The 19,723-nt window shown below is 45.4% G+C and carries 17 protein-coding genes, 1 other RNA gene and 1 other annotated feature; of the genes, 14 read left to right on the top strand and 4 right to left on the bottom strand.

Features of this window, described 5'->3' with window-relative positions:
- Nucleotides 1-24 precede the first annotated feature (24 nt).
- The 6 genes from ACFO4R_RS08850 (at nt 25) to ACFO4R_RS08875 (ending at nt 4,988) form a co-directional block, all read left to right on the top strand.
- Nucleotides 25-1,344, top strand: coding sequence for a redoxin domain-containing protein (locus tag ACFO4R_RS08850; RefSeq protein WP_379788733.1), 1,320 nt, complete (start codon nt 25-27; stop codon nt 1,342-1,344).
- Nucleotides 1,345-1,415: 71 nt separating this feature from the next.
- Nucleotides 1,416-1,679: signal recognition particle sRNA large type (gene ffs / locus ACFO4R_RS08855), an RNA gene on the top strand.
- A 158-nt stretch (nt 1,680-1,837) separates the two neighbouring features.
- Nucleotides 1,838-3,430 carry a DNA polymerase III subunit gamma/tau gene (gene dnaX, locus ACFO4R_RS08860; RefSeq protein WP_379788734.1) on the top strand — a complete coding sequence of 531 codons (1,593 nt, stop codon included), beginning with the start codon at nt 1,838-1,840 and terminating at the stop codon, nt 3,428-3,430.
- Between the two features lie 19 nt (nt 3,431-3,449).
- Entirely contained in the window at nt 3,450-3,794 is a 345-nt protein-coding gene (locus ACFO4R_RS08865; protein ID WP_379788735.1) for a YbaB/EbfC family nucleoid-associated protein, read from the top strand.
- Nucleotides 3,794-4,396 (top strand): recombination mediator RecR, encoded by a 603-nt coding sequence (gene recR / locus ACFO4R_RS08870; RefSeq protein ID WP_379788736.1) that lies wholly within the window; start codon nt 3,794-3,796, stop codon nt 4,394-4,396. The genes ACFO4R_RS08865 and recR overlap by 1 nt, the downstream gene beginning before the upstream one ends.
- Nucleotides 4,397-4,604: 208 nt before the next feature.
- Nucleotides 4,605-4,988 (top strand): transcriptional regulator GutM, encoded by a 384-nt coding sequence (locus ACFO4R_RS08875; RefSeq protein ID WP_379788737.1) that lies wholly within the window; start codon nt 4,605-4,607, stop codon nt 4,986-4,988.
- Nucleotides 4,989-5,773: 785 nt separating this feature from the next.
- Here ACFO4R_RS08875 and ACFO4R_RS08880 read toward each other — a convergent pair.
- From ACFO4R_RS08880 to ACFO4R_RS08890, 3 genes are all read right to left on the bottom strand, one after another.
- On the bottom strand, nt 5,774-6,631 hold the full coding sequence (locus ACFO4R_RS08880; protein ID WP_379788738.1) for a YitT family protein: 858 nt from the start codon (nt 6,629-6,631) through the stop codon (nt 5,774-5,776).
- 631 nt (nt 6,632-7,262) lie between these two features.
- Nucleotides 7,263-8,111, bottom strand: coding sequence for a YitT family protein (locus ACFO4R_RS08885; protein WP_379788739.1), 849 nt, complete (start codon nt 8,109-8,111; stop codon nt 7,263-7,265).
- 691 nt (nt 8,112-8,802) lie between these two features.
- Nucleotides 8,803-10,194, bottom strand: a complete 1,392-nt coding sequence (locus ACFO4R_RS08890; RefSeq protein WP_379788740.1) for a glycine--tRNA ligase — start codon at nt 10,192-10,194, stop codon at nt 8,803-8,805.
- A gap of 198 nt (nt 10,195-10,392) precedes the next feature.
- Nucleotides 10,393-10,569 (bottom strand) — a binding site (T-box leader).
- A gap of 394 nt (nt 10,570-10,963) precedes the next feature.
- Between ACFO4R_RS08890 and ACFO4R_RS08895 the strand changes: the two genes are divergently transcribed.
- From ACFO4R_RS08895 to guaA, 6 genes are all read left to right on the top strand, one after another.
- Nucleotides 10,964-11,155, top strand: coding sequence for a hypothetical protein (locus tag ACFO4R_RS08895; RefSeq protein WP_379788741.1), 192 nt, complete (start codon nt 10,964-10,966; stop codon nt 11,153-11,155).
- A complete protein-coding gene (locus tag ACFO4R_RS08900; protein WP_379788743.1) occupies nt 11,152-12,360 on the top strand; it encodes an RtcB family protein in 1,209 nt (402 codons plus the stop codon). Before ACFO4R_RS08895 ends, ACFO4R_RS08900 begins: the two co-directional genes overlap by 4 nt.
- A gap of 792 nt (nt 12,361-13,152) precedes the next feature.
- Entirely contained in the window at nt 13,153-13,626 is a 474-nt protein-coding gene (locus tag ACFO4R_RS08905) for a GNAT family N-acetyltransferase (RefSeq protein WP_379788749.1), read from the top strand.
- A 343-nt stretch (nt 13,627-13,969) separates the two neighbouring features.
- Entirely contained in the window at nt 13,970-14,734 is a 765-nt protein-coding gene (locus ACFO4R_RS08910; RefSeq protein ID WP_379788744.1) for a formate/nitrite transporter family protein, read from the top strand.
- Nucleotides 14,735-15,425: 691 nt separating this feature from the next.
- Nucleotides 15,426-16,889: an IMP dehydrogenase gene (gene guaB / locus ACFO4R_RS08915; RefSeq protein ID WP_379788746.1), complete on the top strand. Its 1,464-nt coding sequence runs from the start codon at nt 15,426-15,428 to the stop codon at nt 16,887-16,889.
- Nucleotide 16,890: 1 nt separating this feature from the next.
- Entirely contained in the window at nt 16,891-18,420 is a 1,530-nt protein-coding gene (gene guaA, locus ACFO4R_RS08920) for a glutamine-hydrolyzing GMP synthase (RefSeq protein WP_379788747.1), read from the top strand.
- Between the two features lie 314 nt (nt 18,421-18,734).
- Here guaA and ACFO4R_RS08925 read toward each other — a convergent pair whose 3' ends face one another.
- Nucleotides 18,735-19,034 (bottom strand): Fic family protein, encoded by a 300-nt coding sequence (locus tag ACFO4R_RS08925; protein ID WP_379788750.1) that lies wholly within the window; start codon nt 19,032-19,034, stop codon nt 18,735-18,737.
- A 73-nt stretch (nt 19,035-19,107) separates the two neighbouring features.
- Here ACFO4R_RS08925 and ACFO4R_RS08930 point away from each other — a divergent pair, with 73 nt between their 5' ends.
- Together ACFO4R_RS08930 and ACFO4R_RS08935 are read left to right on the top strand one after the other, a co-directional pair.
- Nucleotides 19,108-19,311 (top strand): helix-turn-helix domain-containing protein, encoded by a 204-nt coding sequence (locus ACFO4R_RS08930; RefSeq protein WP_185623285.1) that lies wholly within the window; start codon nt 19,108-19,110, stop codon nt 19,309-19,311.
- Between the two features lie 3 nt (nt 19,312-19,314).
- A complete protein-coding gene (locus ACFO4R_RS08935; RefSeq protein ID WP_379788748.1) occupies nt 19,315-19,623 on the top strand; it encodes an ORF6N domain-containing protein in 309 nt (102 codons plus the stop codon).
- Nucleotides 19,624-19,723 lie beyond the last annotated feature (100 nt).

Raw genomic sequence — 19,723 nt, forward strand, 5'->3', positions numbered from 1 at the left:
AGATAGAAAGATGGAGTGGTGATATTGAATCAGGTTATTCAAGTAGAACATATAAGTTTTGTTCTGGTATTTTTGGAAGGAATCATATCCTTCTTTTCGCCTTGTGTGCTGCCCATCCTTCCGATCTACTTCGGAATGATGGCGGGACAGGATGTTCGCGACAATAAGTCGAAACCGAAGCTCAATATGTTGTTTTTCGGCCTTGGAATTGTACTTTCGTTCTTCTTGTTGGCAGTTGCCTTTACGATGGTAGGGCAGTTCTTTAACGAGAAGAAGATGTTGTTCAGTCGGATCGGCGGCATCATCATTATTTTGCTCGGACTCTATCAAGTGGGCTTCTACAAGAGCAATTTTTTGAATAAGGAGAGAAGGCTTCCCGTGATCGGAGGAGACAGGGAGATAGGTCCTCTTGTTGCCCTCGTCATGGGTTTTACGTTCAGTTTTGCATGGACGCCCTGCGTAGGTCCGATGTTGTCATCGGTCTTGATCATGGCCTCGGGTGCCAAGACGGCGGTAACGGGTAATTTGCTGGTGGCTGTCTATGCCCTCGGTTTTATGATTCCCTTCTTCCTGTTCGGAATCCTCACGCAGAAGATCATGGGATGGTTGGAGAAAAATCAGGCGATGTCGAGATGGATCCCGAAGGTGGGAGGAGTCATCCTCATCCTGATGGGGATCAGTGTATTTACCGGTTGGATGAACTCCGTGACGGGATATCTCAGCAAAACTCCGGCCCCTTCCATAGTCACTCAAGAGCCTCAGGAACGTTCGGAGACGGAGACGCCTGCGACCGAGCAGGAACAACAGCCCGAATCGGCAACGAATACGGAGCGGGGCAGTGGGGCGCAGGAACAGGGAGCGGAGGCTCAGGAAGGAGCGAGCGAGGAGTATGTGGCACCCGAATTCAGCGGGACGGATCAGTACGGGACCGTGCACAACCTTGCGGACTATAAGGGGAAGGTTATTCTTCTCAACTTCTGGGCGAGTTGGTGTGGACCTTGCCGAAGAGAGATGCCCGATGTGGAGGCTCTCTATCATGAATATGGAGAGAACAAGGGGGATGTCATCATTCTGGGAGTTACCAATCCGAAGAATGAACAAAATCCCAATTCTTCCGACATCGATGAAGAGAAATTGAAGGCCTTTTTGCAGGAGGGAGATTTTGCCTTTCCTTCGATCTTCAATGCAAGCGGAGATATCTTTGAGGCCTACGGAATCAGTGCATTTCCGACGACCTTTATTATTGACGGCAACGGCACCCTTGTCGGTTACGCACAGGGAATGTTGACCAAGGAGATTATGCAGTCGGCGATTGAGGATGCACGAGCGGCGAAAAAGAATTGACGATAAGGATTTCTTTTGGTAGAATAGATAGACAGAGGGTAATTCTCTTTGATATCGTAAATAAGGATTTGCTGTGCTATATGGGGAGTTAGCGGTGCCTTGTAACCTGCAATCCGCTTTAGCAGGATAGAAGCCGTCCCGAGGGCTGTTTTCGGTTGTTATGCCTAAGGAGGAACGTGTTGATTTGTCGGTCCCGCGCAACGGGAGCTTACGAACCGTGTCAGGTCCGGAAGGAAGCAGCAATAAGTAATGTCTTTCGTGTGTTGCGGGAGTGCCGGCAATGAGCGTTGCTTGTAGACACAGATCATTGAAAGAGTTCGAAGGACGGTGCACAGCTCTTATTTATATAAATATGACAAAACTTAAAAATCGGAAAACTACGGCAGAACAACCGTAGTTTTTTGTTGCGAAACTCGGATTTTGGACAAATCGGGTGAAAATATAAGAATATCGTGATATAATCAAAAGATAAGTCGGGAGGAAGGAGGTTCATATGCATCAGGCACTGTATAGAAGCTACAGACCCAAGAGGTTTGAAGACATCGTTGGCCAGGAACACATCGTATCCGTGCTCAAAAGCCAGATACGGGAAGGGAGCATAAGCCATGCCTACCTGTTCTGCGGTTCCAGGGGTACGGGTAAGACATCGACGGCCAAGGTCTTTTCAAAGGCGGTCAATTGTCTGTCCGAAGACAAGCCCTGCTATCAATGTAAGGCCTGTGTAGACGGGGACCTCGACGAGATTGAACTGGATGCGGCGTCCAACAACTCGGTGGACAATATCCGGGATATCAGGGATAATGTCGTCTTTATGCCGACGGTCGGCAGGTATAAGGTCTACATCATCGATGAGGTCCATATGCTATCTCAAGGAGCCTTCAACGCTCTGCTCAAGACCTTGGAGGAACCGCCGAATCATGTCATCTTCATTCTGGCAACGACCGAACCTCACAAGATACCGGCAACGGTGCTTTCGCGTTGTCAGCGTTTTGATTTCAAGCGTTTGGATGATGAAGTGATAGCAAAGCACCTCCGCCACGTTCTGGAAAAAGAAGGAAAGCCTTTTGAGGAAGCGGCACTCGAGTTTATTGCTCGGGAGAGCGACGGAGGGATGCGCGATGCCCTGAGTCTTCTCGACAAGACGATGAGTTTGGAACATGTGGGCTTGAAGGAAGTCCTCAGCCTGGTCGGAGGTTCGGGCGAGGAGGAGAAGAGGGATTTTTTGAGGGCAATGGATGCCTCGGATATCCCAAGGATTTTGGAATTGATCGAGGAAATCCACGCGACAAGCTCGGATATCAAGCTTTTTGTCAGAGGTCTTCTTCTATATTTGAGAGAGTCTTTGATGGAGCACTACGGGATAGAGGCTAAGGATGATTTTAAGGATGGGTACGAGATCGAGAGTCTGATTTCGCGGATGGAGTTTTTCGGAGAAACACAGGCGAAGATGAGGATGTCGTCAGCACCTCGAGAGACCTTGGAACTTGCCGTTATTCGCTATCTTTCTCAGGGAGAGAAGACACAGGTGGAAGAGTCTTCCGGTATCCGGGACCTCAAAAAAGAGATCGCTATGCTCAGGGAAGAACTCCTTCGGCTACAGGCAGAGCTCAAGAGATTGAAAGAGTCTCCTGTGCCCGAGACCTTCGGCAGAGGAAGGCGGATCAAAAACTCCCGGATCGATGCCGAGCCCGATTTGAAGGAACTTGTGCAGAACTGTTCCGACGAAGAGAAGGAAAGGATCGAACAGGCGAACCAAGCGATGTTGCAGGTCTATGACCTTCTCAAACAGCAACGTTTTGCAAGCACCAAGGCCTTGTTGCAGGAGGGGAGGGTCGCACGGCGGATCGGAGGCAAACTCTACATCGCTTACGATGAACCCTTTGATTTTCACAAGAATAAAATCGATACCGAGGAGAACAGGGAGTTGATCAGCAACTTGTTTTCGCAGGCTCTGGGAGAAGAAGTCGAAGTTTATTTCTTGTTTTCGAGCCAAGTTTCAAACCTCGATCGGGAAGAGGTGGAAGAAGAAGCGGTATTACAGGAGCTCAGGGAGAGGTTTCCCGGGGTCCCTATTGAGATAAAATAACAGTTTAGGAGGAAGTACAATGGCAAAACAAAGAGGCGGATTTCCGGGTATGCCGGGAAATATGAACAATATGCTCAAGCAGGTACAAAAGATGCAACGCGACATGGAGAAGATGCAGGCCGAATTGGAAGAAAAGCAGGTCGAAGCATCCGTAGGAGGAGGAACGGTAAAGGTCGTAGCCAACGGCAAGAAGGAGATCCTCTCGATTGCGATCGATCCCGAAGTCGTAGACCCCGAGGATGTCGAAATGTTGCAGGACCTTGTATTGTCGGCAGTCAACGAGGCACTTCGTCTTGCCGATGAGATGGCAGGCAGCAAGATGTCTCAACTTACGGGCGGTATGAATATACCGGGGCTGTTCTAATGCAACACTATTCCGGTCATATCGATCGGTTGATTGAGCGTTTGGGGAAATTGCCGGGAGTAGGCTATAAGACGGCACAGAGGCTGGCGTTCTACATCATCAATATGCCGCAGGAGGAAGTTACGGGCTTGGCGGATGCGATACGCAATGCCAAGGAGAATATCGCCTACTGTCAGACCTGTTACAATATCTCGGATAAGGATCCGTGCAGTATTTGCAATTCGCCCAACAGGGACGAGAGTCTCATCTGTGTGGTGGAAGATCCTCGAGATGTAGCGGCGATGGAGAGGACAAGAGAGTACCACGGCAAGTATCACGTCCTGCACGGGACGATATCACCATCGTCCGCCGTTACTCCCGATATGATAAGGATCAGGGAGTTGGTTTCAAGATTGCATGACGACAAGGTTAAAGAGGTTATTATTGCGACCAATACCACGATCGACGGAGAGGCGACTGCAATGTATATCGCAAGGCTGATCAAACCCTTCGGTATAAAAGTGACCCGTATCGCTCACGGGCTTCCTGTCGGAGCAAACCTGGAGTTTGCGGACGATGTTACGATAGGCAAAGCCTTGGAAGGGCGAAGGGAGATCTTGTAAGGGAAGAGGGCGTTTGGACCGAACAAGGGTCCAACCCCGCCTTTTTTCTTTGAAGAACTACCGGACAGGGCGGCAAGAGAATACGAGATGTCATCCGAATCCTTGCAAAAAGACGGTCATACCTGTGAGAAACAAAAGTGTTTTTTGATAAAGAGGGATGATCCGCGTGGAAGAGAGTTATAGCTACATAAGAACGGAGAGATAAGACATGGAGATGAAGATAGGAACGATCCTGTTGATCGTTGTCATTATTTTGGAAGGTCTTGCGATTTATTTGCAGGTACAACATATGAAGAAGGTGGGTGCGGAGCTCAGGGAGCAGGGAAGGGTCATTGCAGGTAAGCACAAACCGACCTTTGCGAGAGGTTGTTCCGTAGCACTTGCGGTCAACAAGAGGAAGGTCGTCAAAAAAGCCAAAATCACAAAGGGGATGGGGGCCTTCAGTCGATTTAAGGATTATCCGGAGATTGAAGGGATGAGTTTGGATGAGATCAGAAAGAAGGTCATCGCCGTATCCATCGACAAGAAGGGCTTTGTAAAGAGTCGGGCAATCGCCTTGGATAATGCTCTGAATTCGTACAACGAAAAATAAGCGACATCGAACCTGAACAGCAGAACCATAGTTTATACCTATTCCCATTCGTTTGAACAAGAGATATCGCAATCTTGACTTTTCTCAGGCTTGAAAAACCTTTGTTTTTATAAGCAAGACGGATATAATTGCAAGTGTTCATCGAAGAATAGCATAAATTTGCCGGCTAAACGGAATATGGGATGATGGAAAGCGGTTTTGAGTGATCGCAGAGTTCAAATTTTTGAACGGGGACAGCATAATAAAAAATATTCGGTATCAGCCGTACAAACGGATAACGGAAGGGGCGTTCTCTTGCTCTTCCTGTATTCGGGACAATGTAAAAACCTTTTCAGGCAATAGGAGGGTTTGTGGAGGGTGATAGTGAGAACGGGAGTTTCTCTGCTATCGCCCTTTTTTTATTTATGTTGTTCTTGAGAGTGTGGAACTAATATTGATATTCTTTTGAGCTGTGAATATAAACGATGTGTAATACGATTCTTCCTTTGAATTATAGATATAAACAATTTGTGACCCATAGAAGATAAACCGATTTTTCGTGGGTCGAAAAACAGATATATCCATACTTCTATTGGAGAATAGTATAACTCGGATAAAACGAATTTTTGTAGTCGCAGAACAAATATATCCATACTTCTATTGGAGAATAGGATAATACTATTATCTATTAAAACTGTCCGGGCGTTGAAGTTTGAATCCTACGATTAGTACAAAATGTTTCCGTCAAACATATATTCGGTTTACCTGACATTTTAAAAGGAAAATAGTATAAACGGATGATAGCATCAAACAGAAGATTTTCGGTAGGTAAAGCCTTCTCCGAGGACTTCATGCACAAAGTTGATGGAAATAAAGGCTTGGGGATCCAAGTCTTTGACAAAGTTTTTGATCTTGATATACTCCTTCCTCGTTACAATGGTGTTGATTACAGGCTTTTTGTCCTTGGAGTAGCCTCCTTCCGCATAGAAGATGGTCGTTCCTCGCGAGAGTTCGGTCAGAATAAAGTGGTTGACCTCATCCTTGTACTTGGTGATGATTTTAAGGTTGACACGGGTGTTGAAGCCGGCAATCGCCTTGTCGATGATCACGGAGTTCATCAGAATCCCCAGCAGGGCGTAGAGGCCGAGCTTGGGTCCGAAGGTCAGACCTGCCATTACGGTAATCAGGAAGTCGGACAAAAACAAGGACTTACCCATATCGATATGGGTGAACTTGTTGATAATCTTAGCGACAATATCGGTTCCTCCGGTCGAGGCATTCTGGTTGAAGATCAGGGAGTAGCCGACACCGTTGATCAAGATACCGTAGAGAAGGTTGATCAAGAGATCATCGGTAATCAGGCGGGTATCGGGAAAGAGGATCTCCCAAAGCGTAATCATACCCGACAGGGTAAAGCTGGCATAGATGGTATATCCTCCAAACTCCTTGCCGATAAAAAGGAAGGCAAAGACAAAGAGGATGGAGTTGATTACGATCATAAACAATCCCGTAGGGAAGGAGGGGATGATTGATCGCAGTACGATCGCCAAACCGGTGACTCCTCCGACTGCAAGGTTGGAAGGCATTAAGAAGAAGTAGATTCCCATAGACATGATAAGCAGACCGAGGTTTATAATAAAAAACTTTTTGAAATTAAATTGCATTACACTATCTCCTTTTCTATTTTATACAGGTGTGGCTTTCTACCCTCTCGCTATGTGATCGCAACAAAAACATCTGATCCGGGTGTTTACGAGAACATCGAAGAATGAAGAGAAGTTTTATACCGTTTTCTTTTTAAACTGTCATCAGATACAGTTTTGTGCTACGATCGTTCAGTTGTTTTTGACGGTTACAGCTCTTCTGTAAATAGGGTGTTTTGATCGAATAACGGTATCAAGAAAAACGGCTTTTGATGCAAGTTTTGTTAAGATCGGAGCCGATTGGACGCTGCGGTTTTCTCTTCTTGTTCTGTCAGGATTTTATACTATGATTCATTTGAGTTGTGGATATCAGAACCCTGTACTCAACAGAAGATAACAAGGATGTTCGTAGTCATAAAGTGGATATAACCACACTTCTATTGAAAAATAGTATTATACAAGACGGGTATTGAGCAATAAGTTAAAATTATAAGACCTTTGGGGAGGAACGTCAATGGTTTTTTTGATTGTATTCAAACTGTAATATCCGAAGAAGAACTCATTCAATAATTAGGAAGAGGGATGTTTTTCGGAATATAAAAATCACACCTCTTGGTCGGAGGTGTGACGATTCGGTGTTTTTTTCGGTTTTTTATCTCTCAAAGGTAAAGCCTTCTCCGAAGACTTCGTTTACAAAATTCATCGATACAAAGGCTTCGGGATCGACTTCCTTGACGAAGTTTTTGATTCGGATGTATTCCTTGCGTGATACTATGGTGTTGATTACAGGCCTTTCATCCTTGGAATACCCGCCTTTTGCCGTGAAAATGGTCGTTCCCCGCTCGAGATCGCCGATGATAAAGTCGTTGATTTTCTGATGGTGGACGCTGATAATCTTGAGATTGATCCGAGTGTTGAAGCCGGCGATCGCTTTGTCTATGATGGCGGAGTTGAGCAGGATTCCGAGAAGAGCATAAAGGCCGAGCTTGGGGCCGAAGACGAGGATCGCCATTGCCGTTACTGCAAAGTCCGCGATAAACATCGATTTTCCAAGGTCCATATGAGTAAACTTGGAGATGATCTTGGCGATGATGTCTGTTCCTCCGGTCGAGGCGTTCTGGTTGAAGATCAGGGCGTAGCCCGCACCGGTGATCAGAATACCGTAGAGCAGGTTGATCAGGATGTCATCGGTGAGCATGGGACTGCCCGGGAAGAGGATCTCCAGAACCGTGATCATGCCCGATAGTGCAAAGCTGGCATAGAGAGTGTAGCCTCCAAACTCCTTTCCCAGGAAGACAAAGGCCATAACGAAGAGGATGGCGTTGATCACAAGCATAAAGATACCGGTCGGGAAGTTGGGTACAAGATGATTTACGATGATGGCAAGTCCGCTCACTCCGCCCACGGCAAGGTTGGCGGGAATCAAAAAAAAGTAAAGTCCGAAGGCGATAATTGCAAGTTCCAGGTTGATCAAAACAAATTTTTTTACATCGAAATTCATAGTTTTCCTCCTTACATAAACACACACAAATACTAAGTAATCAATACCCTTTTTCAAAGAAGATTATTCCCTGTGTTTTATCGTCTTTACATAGGGAATAACACTTCGGTATAATACCAAAACCATGATCTGTTAGAATTGACAGGTTGAATTCTTTGATACTATTTTTCACTAGAAGTATGGATATATCTGTTTTTCAACCCGCGAAAAATGGGTTTATCTTCTATGGGCACAGATCATCCATATTCATAACTCAAAGGAAGAGTAGTATTAGAGATGAATTTGAATGGAAGATTGTAGGGTTTCCATTCATAAAAAAGCGCATAACAAAAATCCTGCGAAATACAGGATTTTTGCACACCTTATATATAAGTCACGGACACGGAACCTTGATTGCTCTTGCTTCCATGAGTCCGAGGAAGAAATAGACGAGACAAACGATCGGTCCTTTCTTTTTTATATACCGATATACCGACGGATCAAACACCAAAGCTTTTGTAGTAGAAAAATATCGCACAAAGATGAAAAATACTTCCTCCGATGTTTCGTAAGACATAGAATGTCTTCTCAGACAAACACTCTCGAGAATGTTTTTGTTTGAAAAAAATCGGATTTCTTCCGGCTTTTGGAATTATACGGCATATCCATGGAGTTGCACAATAAGCCCTATGATCCGTATATCGTCGCTGTGTTAGAACTGAAGGGCATCTTCGATATAGGCCTTCAATTCGGAGATCTTCATACGGGTCTGTTCCATGGAGTCGCGATGTCGAACCGTTACACAACCGTCCTCGAGAGAGTCGAAGTCGAAGGTAATACAGAACGGGGTACCCGCCTCGTCGTGTCGGCGATATCGTTTGCCGATACTTCCCGCCTCGTCGTAGTCGACGTTGAAGTATTTGGCGAGGTCTTGGAACAACTCGGTAGCCGGTTCTGCAAGTTTCTTGGTCAGAGGAAGGACCGCAGCCTTAAATGGAGCCAAAGCGGGATGGAAACGAAGCACGTTTCTTGTCGTGCCGTCTTCAAGCTGCTCTTCGTCGTAGGCATCGCACAGGAAGGCGAGGGTTACACGGTCGGCGCCCAAAGAAGGCTCTACACAGTAAGGAATATATTTTTCGTTGGTGACGGGATCCTGATACTTCATATCGACTCCCGAATGTTCCATATGCTGTTTCAGGTCGTAGTCGGTACGATCGGCGATACCCCAGAGTTCTCCCCAACCGAAGGGGAATTTGTATTCAAAGTCGGTGGTCGCATTGCTGTAGTGCGAAAGCTCTTCAGGCTCGTGGTCACGCAGGCGAAGGTTGTCCATATCCATACCGAGGTCTTCGAGGAACTTGCGACAGAATTCTTTCCAGTAAGCGAACCACTTGAGGTCTTCTCCCGGAGCACAGAAGAATTCCAGCTCCATCTGTTCGAACTCCCTTGTACGGAAGGTAAAGTTGCCCGGAGTGATCTCGTTACGGAAGGATTTTCCGATCTGAGCGATACCGAAGGGCACTTTCTTGCGTGCAGTTCTCTGTACATTGCGGAAGTTGACGAAGATCCCTTGAGCGGTCTCGGGTCTCAGGTAGAGTTGGGCCGCCGAATCTTCGGTCACTCCTTGGAAGGTTTTGAACATTAGGTTGAACTGACGGATTGCGGTGTAGTCGAACTCGCCGCAGTCGGGGCAGACCATATGGTTCTCCCGGATAAAATCCTCTAACTGCTCGTTGCTCCAACCGTCAACGTTGATCTCTTCCCCCTTGTTCTCCTTGACAAAGTCCTCGATGATCTTGTCCGCGCGGAAGCGGGATTTGCATTTCTTACAGTCGATGAGAGGATCGCTGAATCCTCCGACATGTCCGGATGCGACCCAGGTTTGAGGGTTCATTAGGATTGCCGCATCGACTCCTACGTTATAGGGGCTCTCCTGAACGAACTTCTTCCACCAGGCTTTTTTCACATTGTTCTTTAGTTCGACGCCTAAAGGACCGTAGTCCCAAGTATTGGCAAGTCCTCCGTAGATTTCCGATCCCGGAAATACAAAGCCGCGGGACTTGCTTAGTGAAACGATTTTTTCCATGGTTTTTTCAACAGCCATTCTTATCCTTCCTTTCCTTTTGAGAGAAGAGCGAAACGGAGTCTCCCGTATATTTTTGTCACTCGGGGGTTGCAAAGCGGGAGTATACAGGATGATTGCGAATATAAACCCGAGCGTTCAAGGAGAGCTTGATTCTCAGCCTTCTCCCGATTGTGGATGTATAACAAAAAAACCTTCCATACCTCAGCAGCCGAGCTGCCAAGGGACGAAAGGTATGATTCCGCGGTTCCACCCTTGTTACGCCTGACAATGCAGACGTCACTTTTTTCACCTTGCTCCGAAGTTCCCTTCAAAACATTTCCGTTACCGAATTTCCACCTACATCGGCTCTCTGCGAACATCCCTGCTCCTACTCTTCTTCTTCAACACAAGCTATTGTGATAGATGAATTGTATCATAGAATGGGAGGAAAGTAAAGCACAAGGACGGGGGATTTTGTAAGATGGGGATAAGGGCCTCGGTCATTTCAGGCAAGATCCTTCTTTGTTTCGGTTCCAACACAGCAGCGTTACAAAATTGTGACAGGAGTTGACGCGGAGGCCGAAGGCGTGATAAGGTGAATCAGGCAGAAATGATTTGTGAAACCGGTGTGACACCGAGGAAGGAGGAATTGAGATGTCAAAGGACAGTCTAAGTAGGAACAATATGAGAGAAGAGAAGCAGGAAAGAATCGGAGCGACGAAGTACGAGATTCCTCCCTTTGTATGGAAGGATAGTGTAGAAGGAGCTGTGAGGCTCTTTTTTTGTTGCCCGAAATTAAGGAGGCAAAATGGCAAGATTAAGAGAAGCTGTATGCAAGCACTATATCTGTATCGGTCAGTGCAACAAAAACAGAGGGGCGGAGCATAAACGCTACTGTCAAACCTGTGATAAGTACGAACCGCGTGCAAAGCTAAGGCTGAAGAACAAGAAAAAGTTTCGGTTGGAACAGATCAGAAAGAAAGAGTGTGATTACAGATGATAAAAGTAAGGGGACGAGTGTCCGAAGCCCTCATCTATACGGATGTCGTCGAAGATGAAGCAATTAAACAGATAGAACGTCTTTGTGACAGGGAGTTTACCCAAGGTTCAAGGATAAGGATAATGCCGGATGTTCATGTAGGAGCGGGTTGTACCATAGGATTCACAATGACGATACAAGATAAGGTTGTGCCCAACCTCGTCGGGGTGGACATCGGTTGCGGGATGGAGACGATAGAACTCTCGGATAAGCGCATTGAATTGCAAAAGCTTGACAAGTTGATCTACGAAAAGATCCCCTTCGGTACCGATATCCGAAAAAAGGAGCATCCCTTGGTGGAAGAAGTCGCCTTGGACGAGCTCCGGTGCAAGGACAAGAGAGGGATAAACCTGCATAGGGCGAGGCTGTCCCTCGGGACTCTTGGAGGAGGAAACCACTTTATTGAAGTGGGCAGGGATGACGAAGGGAGGTTGTTTGTCACCATACATTCCGGTTCACGAAACATCGGGCTTCAGGTGGCCAACTATTACCAAGACCTTGCATACCGAAGGCTGAACAAAAATTCTCCCGAAGATGTCCGTGAACGGATCGAAGAACTCAAACGCGAGGGCAGACACAGGGACATTGAAGAAGAGCTTATAAGGATGAAGTCGAAGAGCAGGAGCGATATTCCGAAGGATCTCGCCTACTTGGAAGGCAAGGATATGGAAGACTACCTTCACGATATGAAAATCATTCAGGAGTTTGCGCGTCAAAACAGAATGGCTATGATGGATGAACTGATCAGAGGGATGAAGTTCAAAGTGTGTGACCGGTTTACGACCATTCACAACTATATCGACACCGAACACAAGATATTGCGAAAAGGAGCGGTATCGGCACAAAAGGGAGAAAGGATCCTCATTCCCATCAACATGAGGGACGGCTCTCTTGTGTGTATAGGAAGGGGCAACGAGGAGTGGAATTTCTCGGCGCCGCACGGAGCAGGAAGGCTCAAATCACGCAAGCAGGCGAAGGAATCGTTTACGCTCAGCGAGTTCAAAAAGCAGATGGAGGGCATCTATACGACGAGTGTGAGCAAGGACACCCTCGATGAGTGTCCAATGGCCTACAAGCCGATGGAGAGTATATTGGAGAACATCGAAGCTACGGCGGAGGTCGTCAAAAGGATTGTACCGATCTATAATTTTAAGGCACAGGAGTAGGAAGATGATTGGAGATTTTTCGAGTAGAAGAAAATGGAGGACGAGTCATTTTTTTACTTGTCTTCTTCTAAGTTCAAGCTTACGATCAAATGTTTGATAGAGTAAAGAAGAAAGGATAGTCGGACTATTCCGTTTGTCCTCCTCTGTATACAAGGTGGAGACAGATAGTGAAAAGAAGGTGTTTCCTTTGGAAGGCCTTCTTTTTATCTTCCGTCGATATCGGGATTGTATACAGATATCGGACGGGTTAAAGAAATAGAGCACTATTACATACTTCAAAAATGCAGAGCAAAACCGGTGTGATGCGAAAAATAAAGCTTGTGAAATCATCTGCTTTATACTATTGTCCGTTTAAAATGTCAGCTAAACAGAATATATATTTATCGGAGATGTTTTGAATAATCGTCGAATTCAACCCTCACGACCGAATAATCTTAAAGAAACACCGCACAAAGGCAAAATTCCGATTTTTCTTCGATTTGATAAAACACAAAGGTTTGTCGTATCAATATTTTCGAGGATGTCATCCTTCGTACAGAAGTGAGGGTATGCTTATTTTTCGAATTGTGCGGTATCGTCTTAATAGATAATAGCATAACAGGATTCTATTCGGATCGTTGGAGGAGATAGAATACACCATCACCTAAAACAGTTTAAACTTTTATGTGTTCAAACTGCAATCCGTCCATTTAAACAGTAGATAATAGTGTAAAAATGGACTATAATAGAAATGAAGTTGAATGATCGTATGAAATGAGATTGAGCCAAAGAATTACAAATGGAGGAGTTGTGATGGGATTACAGGTCTTGGAAATACCTAAGGAGAGGTTAGGGGATATCAGGGAAATGTGGGAGAAGAACAGAGAATTTCATTCCCGAACTTCCGAGTATTTCGGATATTGTTATGAAAATCTTGATTTTGACAGTCGGATGAGGGCTTTTTTAGAGATGAGAGAGGAAGATGTCAAAATCAGCGGAGGATATAATGAGGACGGCAAACTTGTGGGATATGCGATGTCGGCCATAGAAGGAAGTAAGGGAGAACTTATAACCTTGTATATCGATGAGGAATATAGAAGGAGAAATCTTGCGACAATCCTCTGTAATCTTCATATTCGCTGGTTCCGCGAGAAACGATGTAAGGAAATTGTTGTACATGTATTGAACAACAATAAGGGAGCGATTGAGTTCTATGGATTGATGGGTTTTCAAAGGGATATTTTGGAAATGAGGATTCCTTTGAAAGAGAGCTCTGAACAACTTTAACATATAAAGGTACAACAAGAGGGTTCAATCCGATTCTCCAATAGAAGTATGGTCATATCCGTTTTGTAATCACAAACCTTTGTTTCCTCTCTCACGGAGTACAAAGCGGTGTTATTCATACTTCAAATGACGAATAGTTAGAGTTCGTGATGTAAGAGTTTTTTAGGGCAATACCGCACAAATGTAAAATTTTGATTTTCTTATGGATTTGCAAAAAATAGAATTTTGTTAAATCAACGCTTTGAAGAAATTCAGCATCCCTTTAAAAGTGATGTTACGATGATTTTTTGAATTAGGTGGTGTTTCCTTAATAAAGTAGGTTTGGAATAAAGGAGGAGGAAGAATGTTTGCGGAGCTTTTGGAAGAGGTAACGGCGGTTGCCGAGAAGAAGTACGCTTTTTTTGAACGGCATCGGGGAGGCTACCTGGTCTCTTCCATGTGGGCGGGAGCTGCGATCGGTCTGGGGATGATCCTGATCTCGGTCGTGGGCGCCTATGGAGAAAAGTACGAGTATGCGATGACGAAGGTGATGATGGGGATCTCCTTCAGTATGGCCCTCAGTATCGTCCTGATGATGGGAGTCGACCTTTTTACCGGCAACAACCTGTTGATGACGGTGGCGGGTTTGCAGGGAAGGCTTGGATGGGGGCATGTCGGCACTCTGTGGATATTCAACTATACAGGCAATTTTTTGGGTGCGGCGGTACTCGCCCTCCTCTATGCCAATACGGGAGTAGGGGGAGGTCTCGTTGGAGAGTACATTGTAAAGCTCGCCGAGTTAAAGACGTCGCCTTCTTTTGTCGAACTGTTTATGAAGGGGATCTTGTGCAACGTTCTCGTGTGCATGGCGGTATTGATCGCCATCAAACTCAAGAGCGAATCGGGAAAGCTGATTATGATTTTTTGGTGTATTTATGCCTTTATCATCTGCGGTTTTGAGCACAGTGTTGCGAATATGACCTTGTTTTCGCTTACGCGGCTGTTGGATCACGGTCAAACGGTCTCGATGGCAATGATGGTACACAATCTTATACCGGTAACTATAGGAAATATCATGGGAGGAGGCTTTCTGTTGGGAGGCTCTCTGTATTACATGGGCAAGAAATAGGGGGAGGACTCCCTCTTTTTTTGCGGGTGTTTTTGAGGAATATATCGTACAAAGCTACGCTTTCTGTTATCCTTCAGAGCGTCGCGAATTTGCAAAATGAATGTTTTCAAAACTTGGTTTTTCGTATCGAGTAGATCTCAATCTGTTTTCGGGACAATATCATATAGTACTATTCTTCTTTTGAGTTGTGGATACAAACAATCTGTGACCATAGAAGATAGACCGATTTTTTGTAGGTTGAATCCATGCTTCTGTTGGAGAATAGTATAATTTGCAAAAGCAGAAGGAGTCAAGGGGAACACTGCACAAAGTCAAACTCCTGATTTTTTTCTGAGTTTATAAAATACAAAGAGTTATCTCATCGATGCGTTTAAGAATTTCATCCTTCGCACAAAAGTGAGGGTATGCTTATTTTTCGAATTATGTGTTATCTCCTGAGGGGAAACAGAACAGCTGTAAGAGCGGATCCGTTTTGATCCTTGGAGGGGATATAACTTTTCCATTCAGGCAGATGAAAAACAGGTTTGCTCTTCTTTACAGCTTTAGGTAAACGTTGTATAATAAAATTTAACCATAAATTTGGGAATATGTATTTTATTCTGTAAGCGAAGCGGTTTTTCGCTTGAAAGAACGGGTGGGAAGAGTGCACAATTGCAGTCTTTGAGAGGGAAAAAACATTAAGGAGGAAATCATGGCGAGAATTTTAAAAGAAGCATTAACCTTTGATGACGTACTGTTGGTACCGCAAGAATCAAATGTATTACCGAAGGAAGTAGACACTTCAACCTATCTTACCAAGCAAATCAAGCTTAATATTCCGATCATGAGCGCGGGGATGGATACCGTTACCGAGCATGAGATGGCCATTGCCATAGCACGAGAAGGCGGGATCGGGATTATTCACAAAAACATGTCCATTGAAGAGCAGGCACTTGAAGTTGACAAGGTAAAGCGTTCCGAACACGGTGTCATCATAGATCCGTTCTACCTGACCAAAGACAAGACCCTTAGGGAAGCGGACGATCTGATGGCTCGCTATCGCATTTCCGGAGTTCCGATTGTAGATGAAAACAAGAAATTGATCGGAATTCTCACAAACAGAGACATTCGTTTTGAACAAGATTTCAGCAAAAAAATAGAAGAGGCGATGACGTCCGAAAACTTGATTACGGCTCAGGAAGGGGTCAAGCTGGATGAAGCGCAGGAGATTTTGAGAAAACACAAGATTGAAAAACTCCCGATCATCGACAAAAATAACACCTTAAAGGGACTGATCACCATCAAGGACATCGAGAAGAAGATCAAGTTTCCCAATTCGGCAACGGACAAAAACGGCAGACTTCTCTGCGGCGCCGCTGTCGGAGTGACCGTGGATATGATGGAGAGGGTGACCGCCTTGGTGGAGTCGCAGGTCGACGTTGTGGTCGTCGATACGGCTCACGGACATTCTGCGGGCGTGATCGGTGCGATCAAGGAGATCAAGGCGAAGTATCCTCAGCTGCAGGTGATCGCCGGCAACGTTGCTACGGCGGAGGCGACAAAGGCTTTGATCGAAGCGGGAGCGGATTGCATCAAGGTAGGGATAGGGCCGGGATCCATCTGTACGACGCGTGTGGTCGCTGGGGTCGGAGTTCCTCAGATCAGCGCGATCATGGACTGCTATGAAGAAGCGCGCAAGCACGAAGTGCCCATTATTGCGGACGGAGGAGTCAAGTATTCGGGCGATCTCGTCAAAGCGCTTGCTGCCGGAGGTTCGGTGGTTATGATGGGTTCGCTCTTGGCAGGGACCAAGGAGTCTCCGGGAGAGACCATTCTCTATCGAGGACGTTCGTTCAAGGCTTATCGCGGTATGGGTTCGATGGCGGCTATGGAGAAGGGTTCGAAGGACAGGTACTTCCAGGAAGATTCCAAGAAACTTGTGCCGGAAGGCGTGGAAGGGATGGTTCCCTACAAGGGAGTCGCATCGGATCTGATCTTCCAAATGGTCGGAGGTTTGAAGGCGGGCATGGGTTATTGCGGCACCAGGACGATCCGCGAGTTGAGCGAAAACTCCGTTATGGTCCGTATTACCGCAGCGGGACTTCGTGAGAGCCATCCACATGATATTACCGTAACCAAGGAAGCGCCGAATTACAGTGCAGGAGTGGAGGACTAAGATGAAAGAGATGATCATTGTTGTCGATTTCGGCGGTCAGTACAACCAGTTGATCGCAAGGCGAGTGAGGGAATGTAACGTCTATTGTGAAGTCTATCCTTACAAGAAGGCTCTGGCAAAGATCAAGGAGTTGCAGCCGATAGGTGTGATCTTTACAGGAGGCCCCAACAGCGTATATGAGGAAAAGGCCCCTAAGATTGAGGCGGAGCTGTTTGAACTGGGGATTCCCGTACTCGGACTCTGCTACGGGATGCAGTTGATGGCACAGATGCTTGGAGGCAAGGTATCGAAGGCGGATTCCAAGGAGTTCGGAAAGACCGTTACCGAGCTTGATACGACATCCCTTTTGTTTAAGGGGCTTGAAGAGGAAACGCTCACTTGGATGAGCCATGTCGACTATGTACAGGAACTGCCGAAGGGTTTTAAAATCATTGCAAAGACGGAGAATTGTCCGATCGCAGCGATGGAGGACAAGGAGAAGAAGTTCTATGCGATGCAGTATCATCCGGAGGTCCTCCACAGTGAGAAGGGGACCGATATGATCCGAAACTTCCTCTACGAGGTCTGCAAGGCAGAGGGAAGCTGGACGATGAAAAACTATGCCAAGCAGGCGATCGAGTCGATACGTGCTCAGGTCGGTGACGGAAAGGTTGTATTGGCTTTGTCGGGAGGGGTCGATTCTTCGGTGGTTGCAGCTTTGATCTCCAAGGCGATCGGCAGTCAGTTGACCTGTATCTTCGTCGATCACGGTCTTATGCGTAAGAACGAAGGAGACGAGGTGGAAGCGGCGTTTAAGGATTCGGGGATGCATTTCATCCGTGTCGATGCCGAGAAACGTTTCCTGGACAGGCTTGCAGGAGTGAGCGATCCGGAAACCAAGAGAAAAATCATCGGCGAGGAATTCATCCGTGTGTTTGAAGAAGAAGGACGAAAGATCGGCTCTGTGGATTTTCTGGCACAAGGAACCATCTATCCCGATGTAATCGAGAGCGGAGAAGGAGATGCCGCCGTGATCAAGAGCCATCACAACGTAGGGGGACTTCCTGCGGTCGTTGACTTCAAAGGCCTGATCGAGCCGCTGCGTGCCCTCTTCAAGGATGAGGTGCGTCAGTTGGGGCTGGAAGTAGGTCTGGCGGAGTATCTCGTGTGGAGACAGCCCTTCCCGGGACCGGGACTTGCGATTCGTGTCATGGGCGAAATCACTAAGGAGAAGCTCGATATCCTAAGAGAAGCGGATTATATCTTCCGAGAAGAAATTGCAAAGGCAGGGCTTGATCGAAGTATCAACCAGTATTTTGCCGTACTGACGACCACCAAAACCGTTGGTGTCATGGGAGACTTCAGGACCTATGACTACACCCTTGCTCTCAGAGGAGTTACCACCACCGACTTTATGACAGCGGATTGGGCGAGGATCCCGTATGAAGTCCTCGACAAAGTATCGAGCAGAATCGTCAATGAAGTCGACCATATCAACCGCATCGTGTACGATATCACAAGCAAACCGCCGAGTACCATCGAGTGGGAGTAGCCTAAGCACTAATTGAAACCATTGGTAATACTTACTATTCTAAGGTTTCAAGTGGTTAGCTGAAGTATTTTTGAAGTACTTTTTTATAAGAAAAAAGTGGTAAGCCACTTTTAAGAGCAAATAATTAAGCCAACAGAGTATAAATTCTGCTGGCTTTTTTCTATCTACGTAAATGGTTTAAGGAAGTAAAATTTACCATGTTAAGAAATTCATTACTTATACTACTATTCTTTTGAATAGTGGATATAAGCAATCTGTGACCCATAAAAGACAACATAGTTTTTCGTCATTGAAAAACAGATATATCCATACTTCTATTGAAGAATAGTATTAATCATGATTTCTTTTTCCTGGGGTTTTGATTCCGCTATAAGAAGCGTTAGGGCAACTAAGGTGCTGTCCGACAGTATTTTCTTGTTGTTGTTATAGAGAATTCGGTTCATATCCAAGAAATATAAAAATGTTGTAGCTGCAATTCTTTTGCATCCATCTACAAAAGGATGATCTTTGATGATAAAGTAAAGAAGGTTTGCTGTTTTTTCTTCTTTTGTGAAGTGGGTGATAGAGATTTTTTGTTGTTTGTGGACCGTTTTTAGATTAGCATATACACCTATTTTATAAAAGCAATTTCGGGTTGTGTTTTCGTTATTTTATGTGGTATAATTAAAATAATTTTGGAGGTGCTTTATGAGTGTTTCTTATAAAAAATTATGGATCCATTTAATAGAAAAGAATATGAAAAGAACCGACCTAATCAAGCTCACAGGAATTACTTCAAACACCTTAGCTAATATGGGCAAAGACGAATATATATCCATGAAAAACTTAGAAAAAATATGTAGAGCAATGAATCTGACTCCGAGTGATATCTTGGAATTTGTGGAGGATTAGCACATGAAAGATGAGAACACTTTGATGCCGATAGATGAAACAAATATCACCGACATGATCTATACCATTCGTGGGAAGCAGGTAATGATTGATAGTGACTTGGCTAGCTTATACCATGTCACAACAGGTAATTTGAATAAAGCAATGAAAAGAAATGTTGCAAGGTTTCCTGAACGCTTTTGTTTTCAACTAACGGAGGTGGAATCTCAAGTACAAACAGTACTTATGGCGGCAGAAGATATATGCCTTATGCATTTACAGAACAAGGCATTGCGATGCTTTCTGCTGTTCTTAAAAGTGATATTGCAGTAGATGTAAGCATAAAAATTATGGATACTTTTGTTAGAGCGTGTCTACACAAATTAAACAAGGCATCTTAACCATAAAACGATCGATGCCAAATGAATTGCTC

The organism is Filifactor villosus, assembly GCF_042652965.1.
Lineage (GTDB): Bacteria > Bacillota > Clostridia > Peptostreptococcales > Filifactoraceae > Filifactor > Filifactor villosus.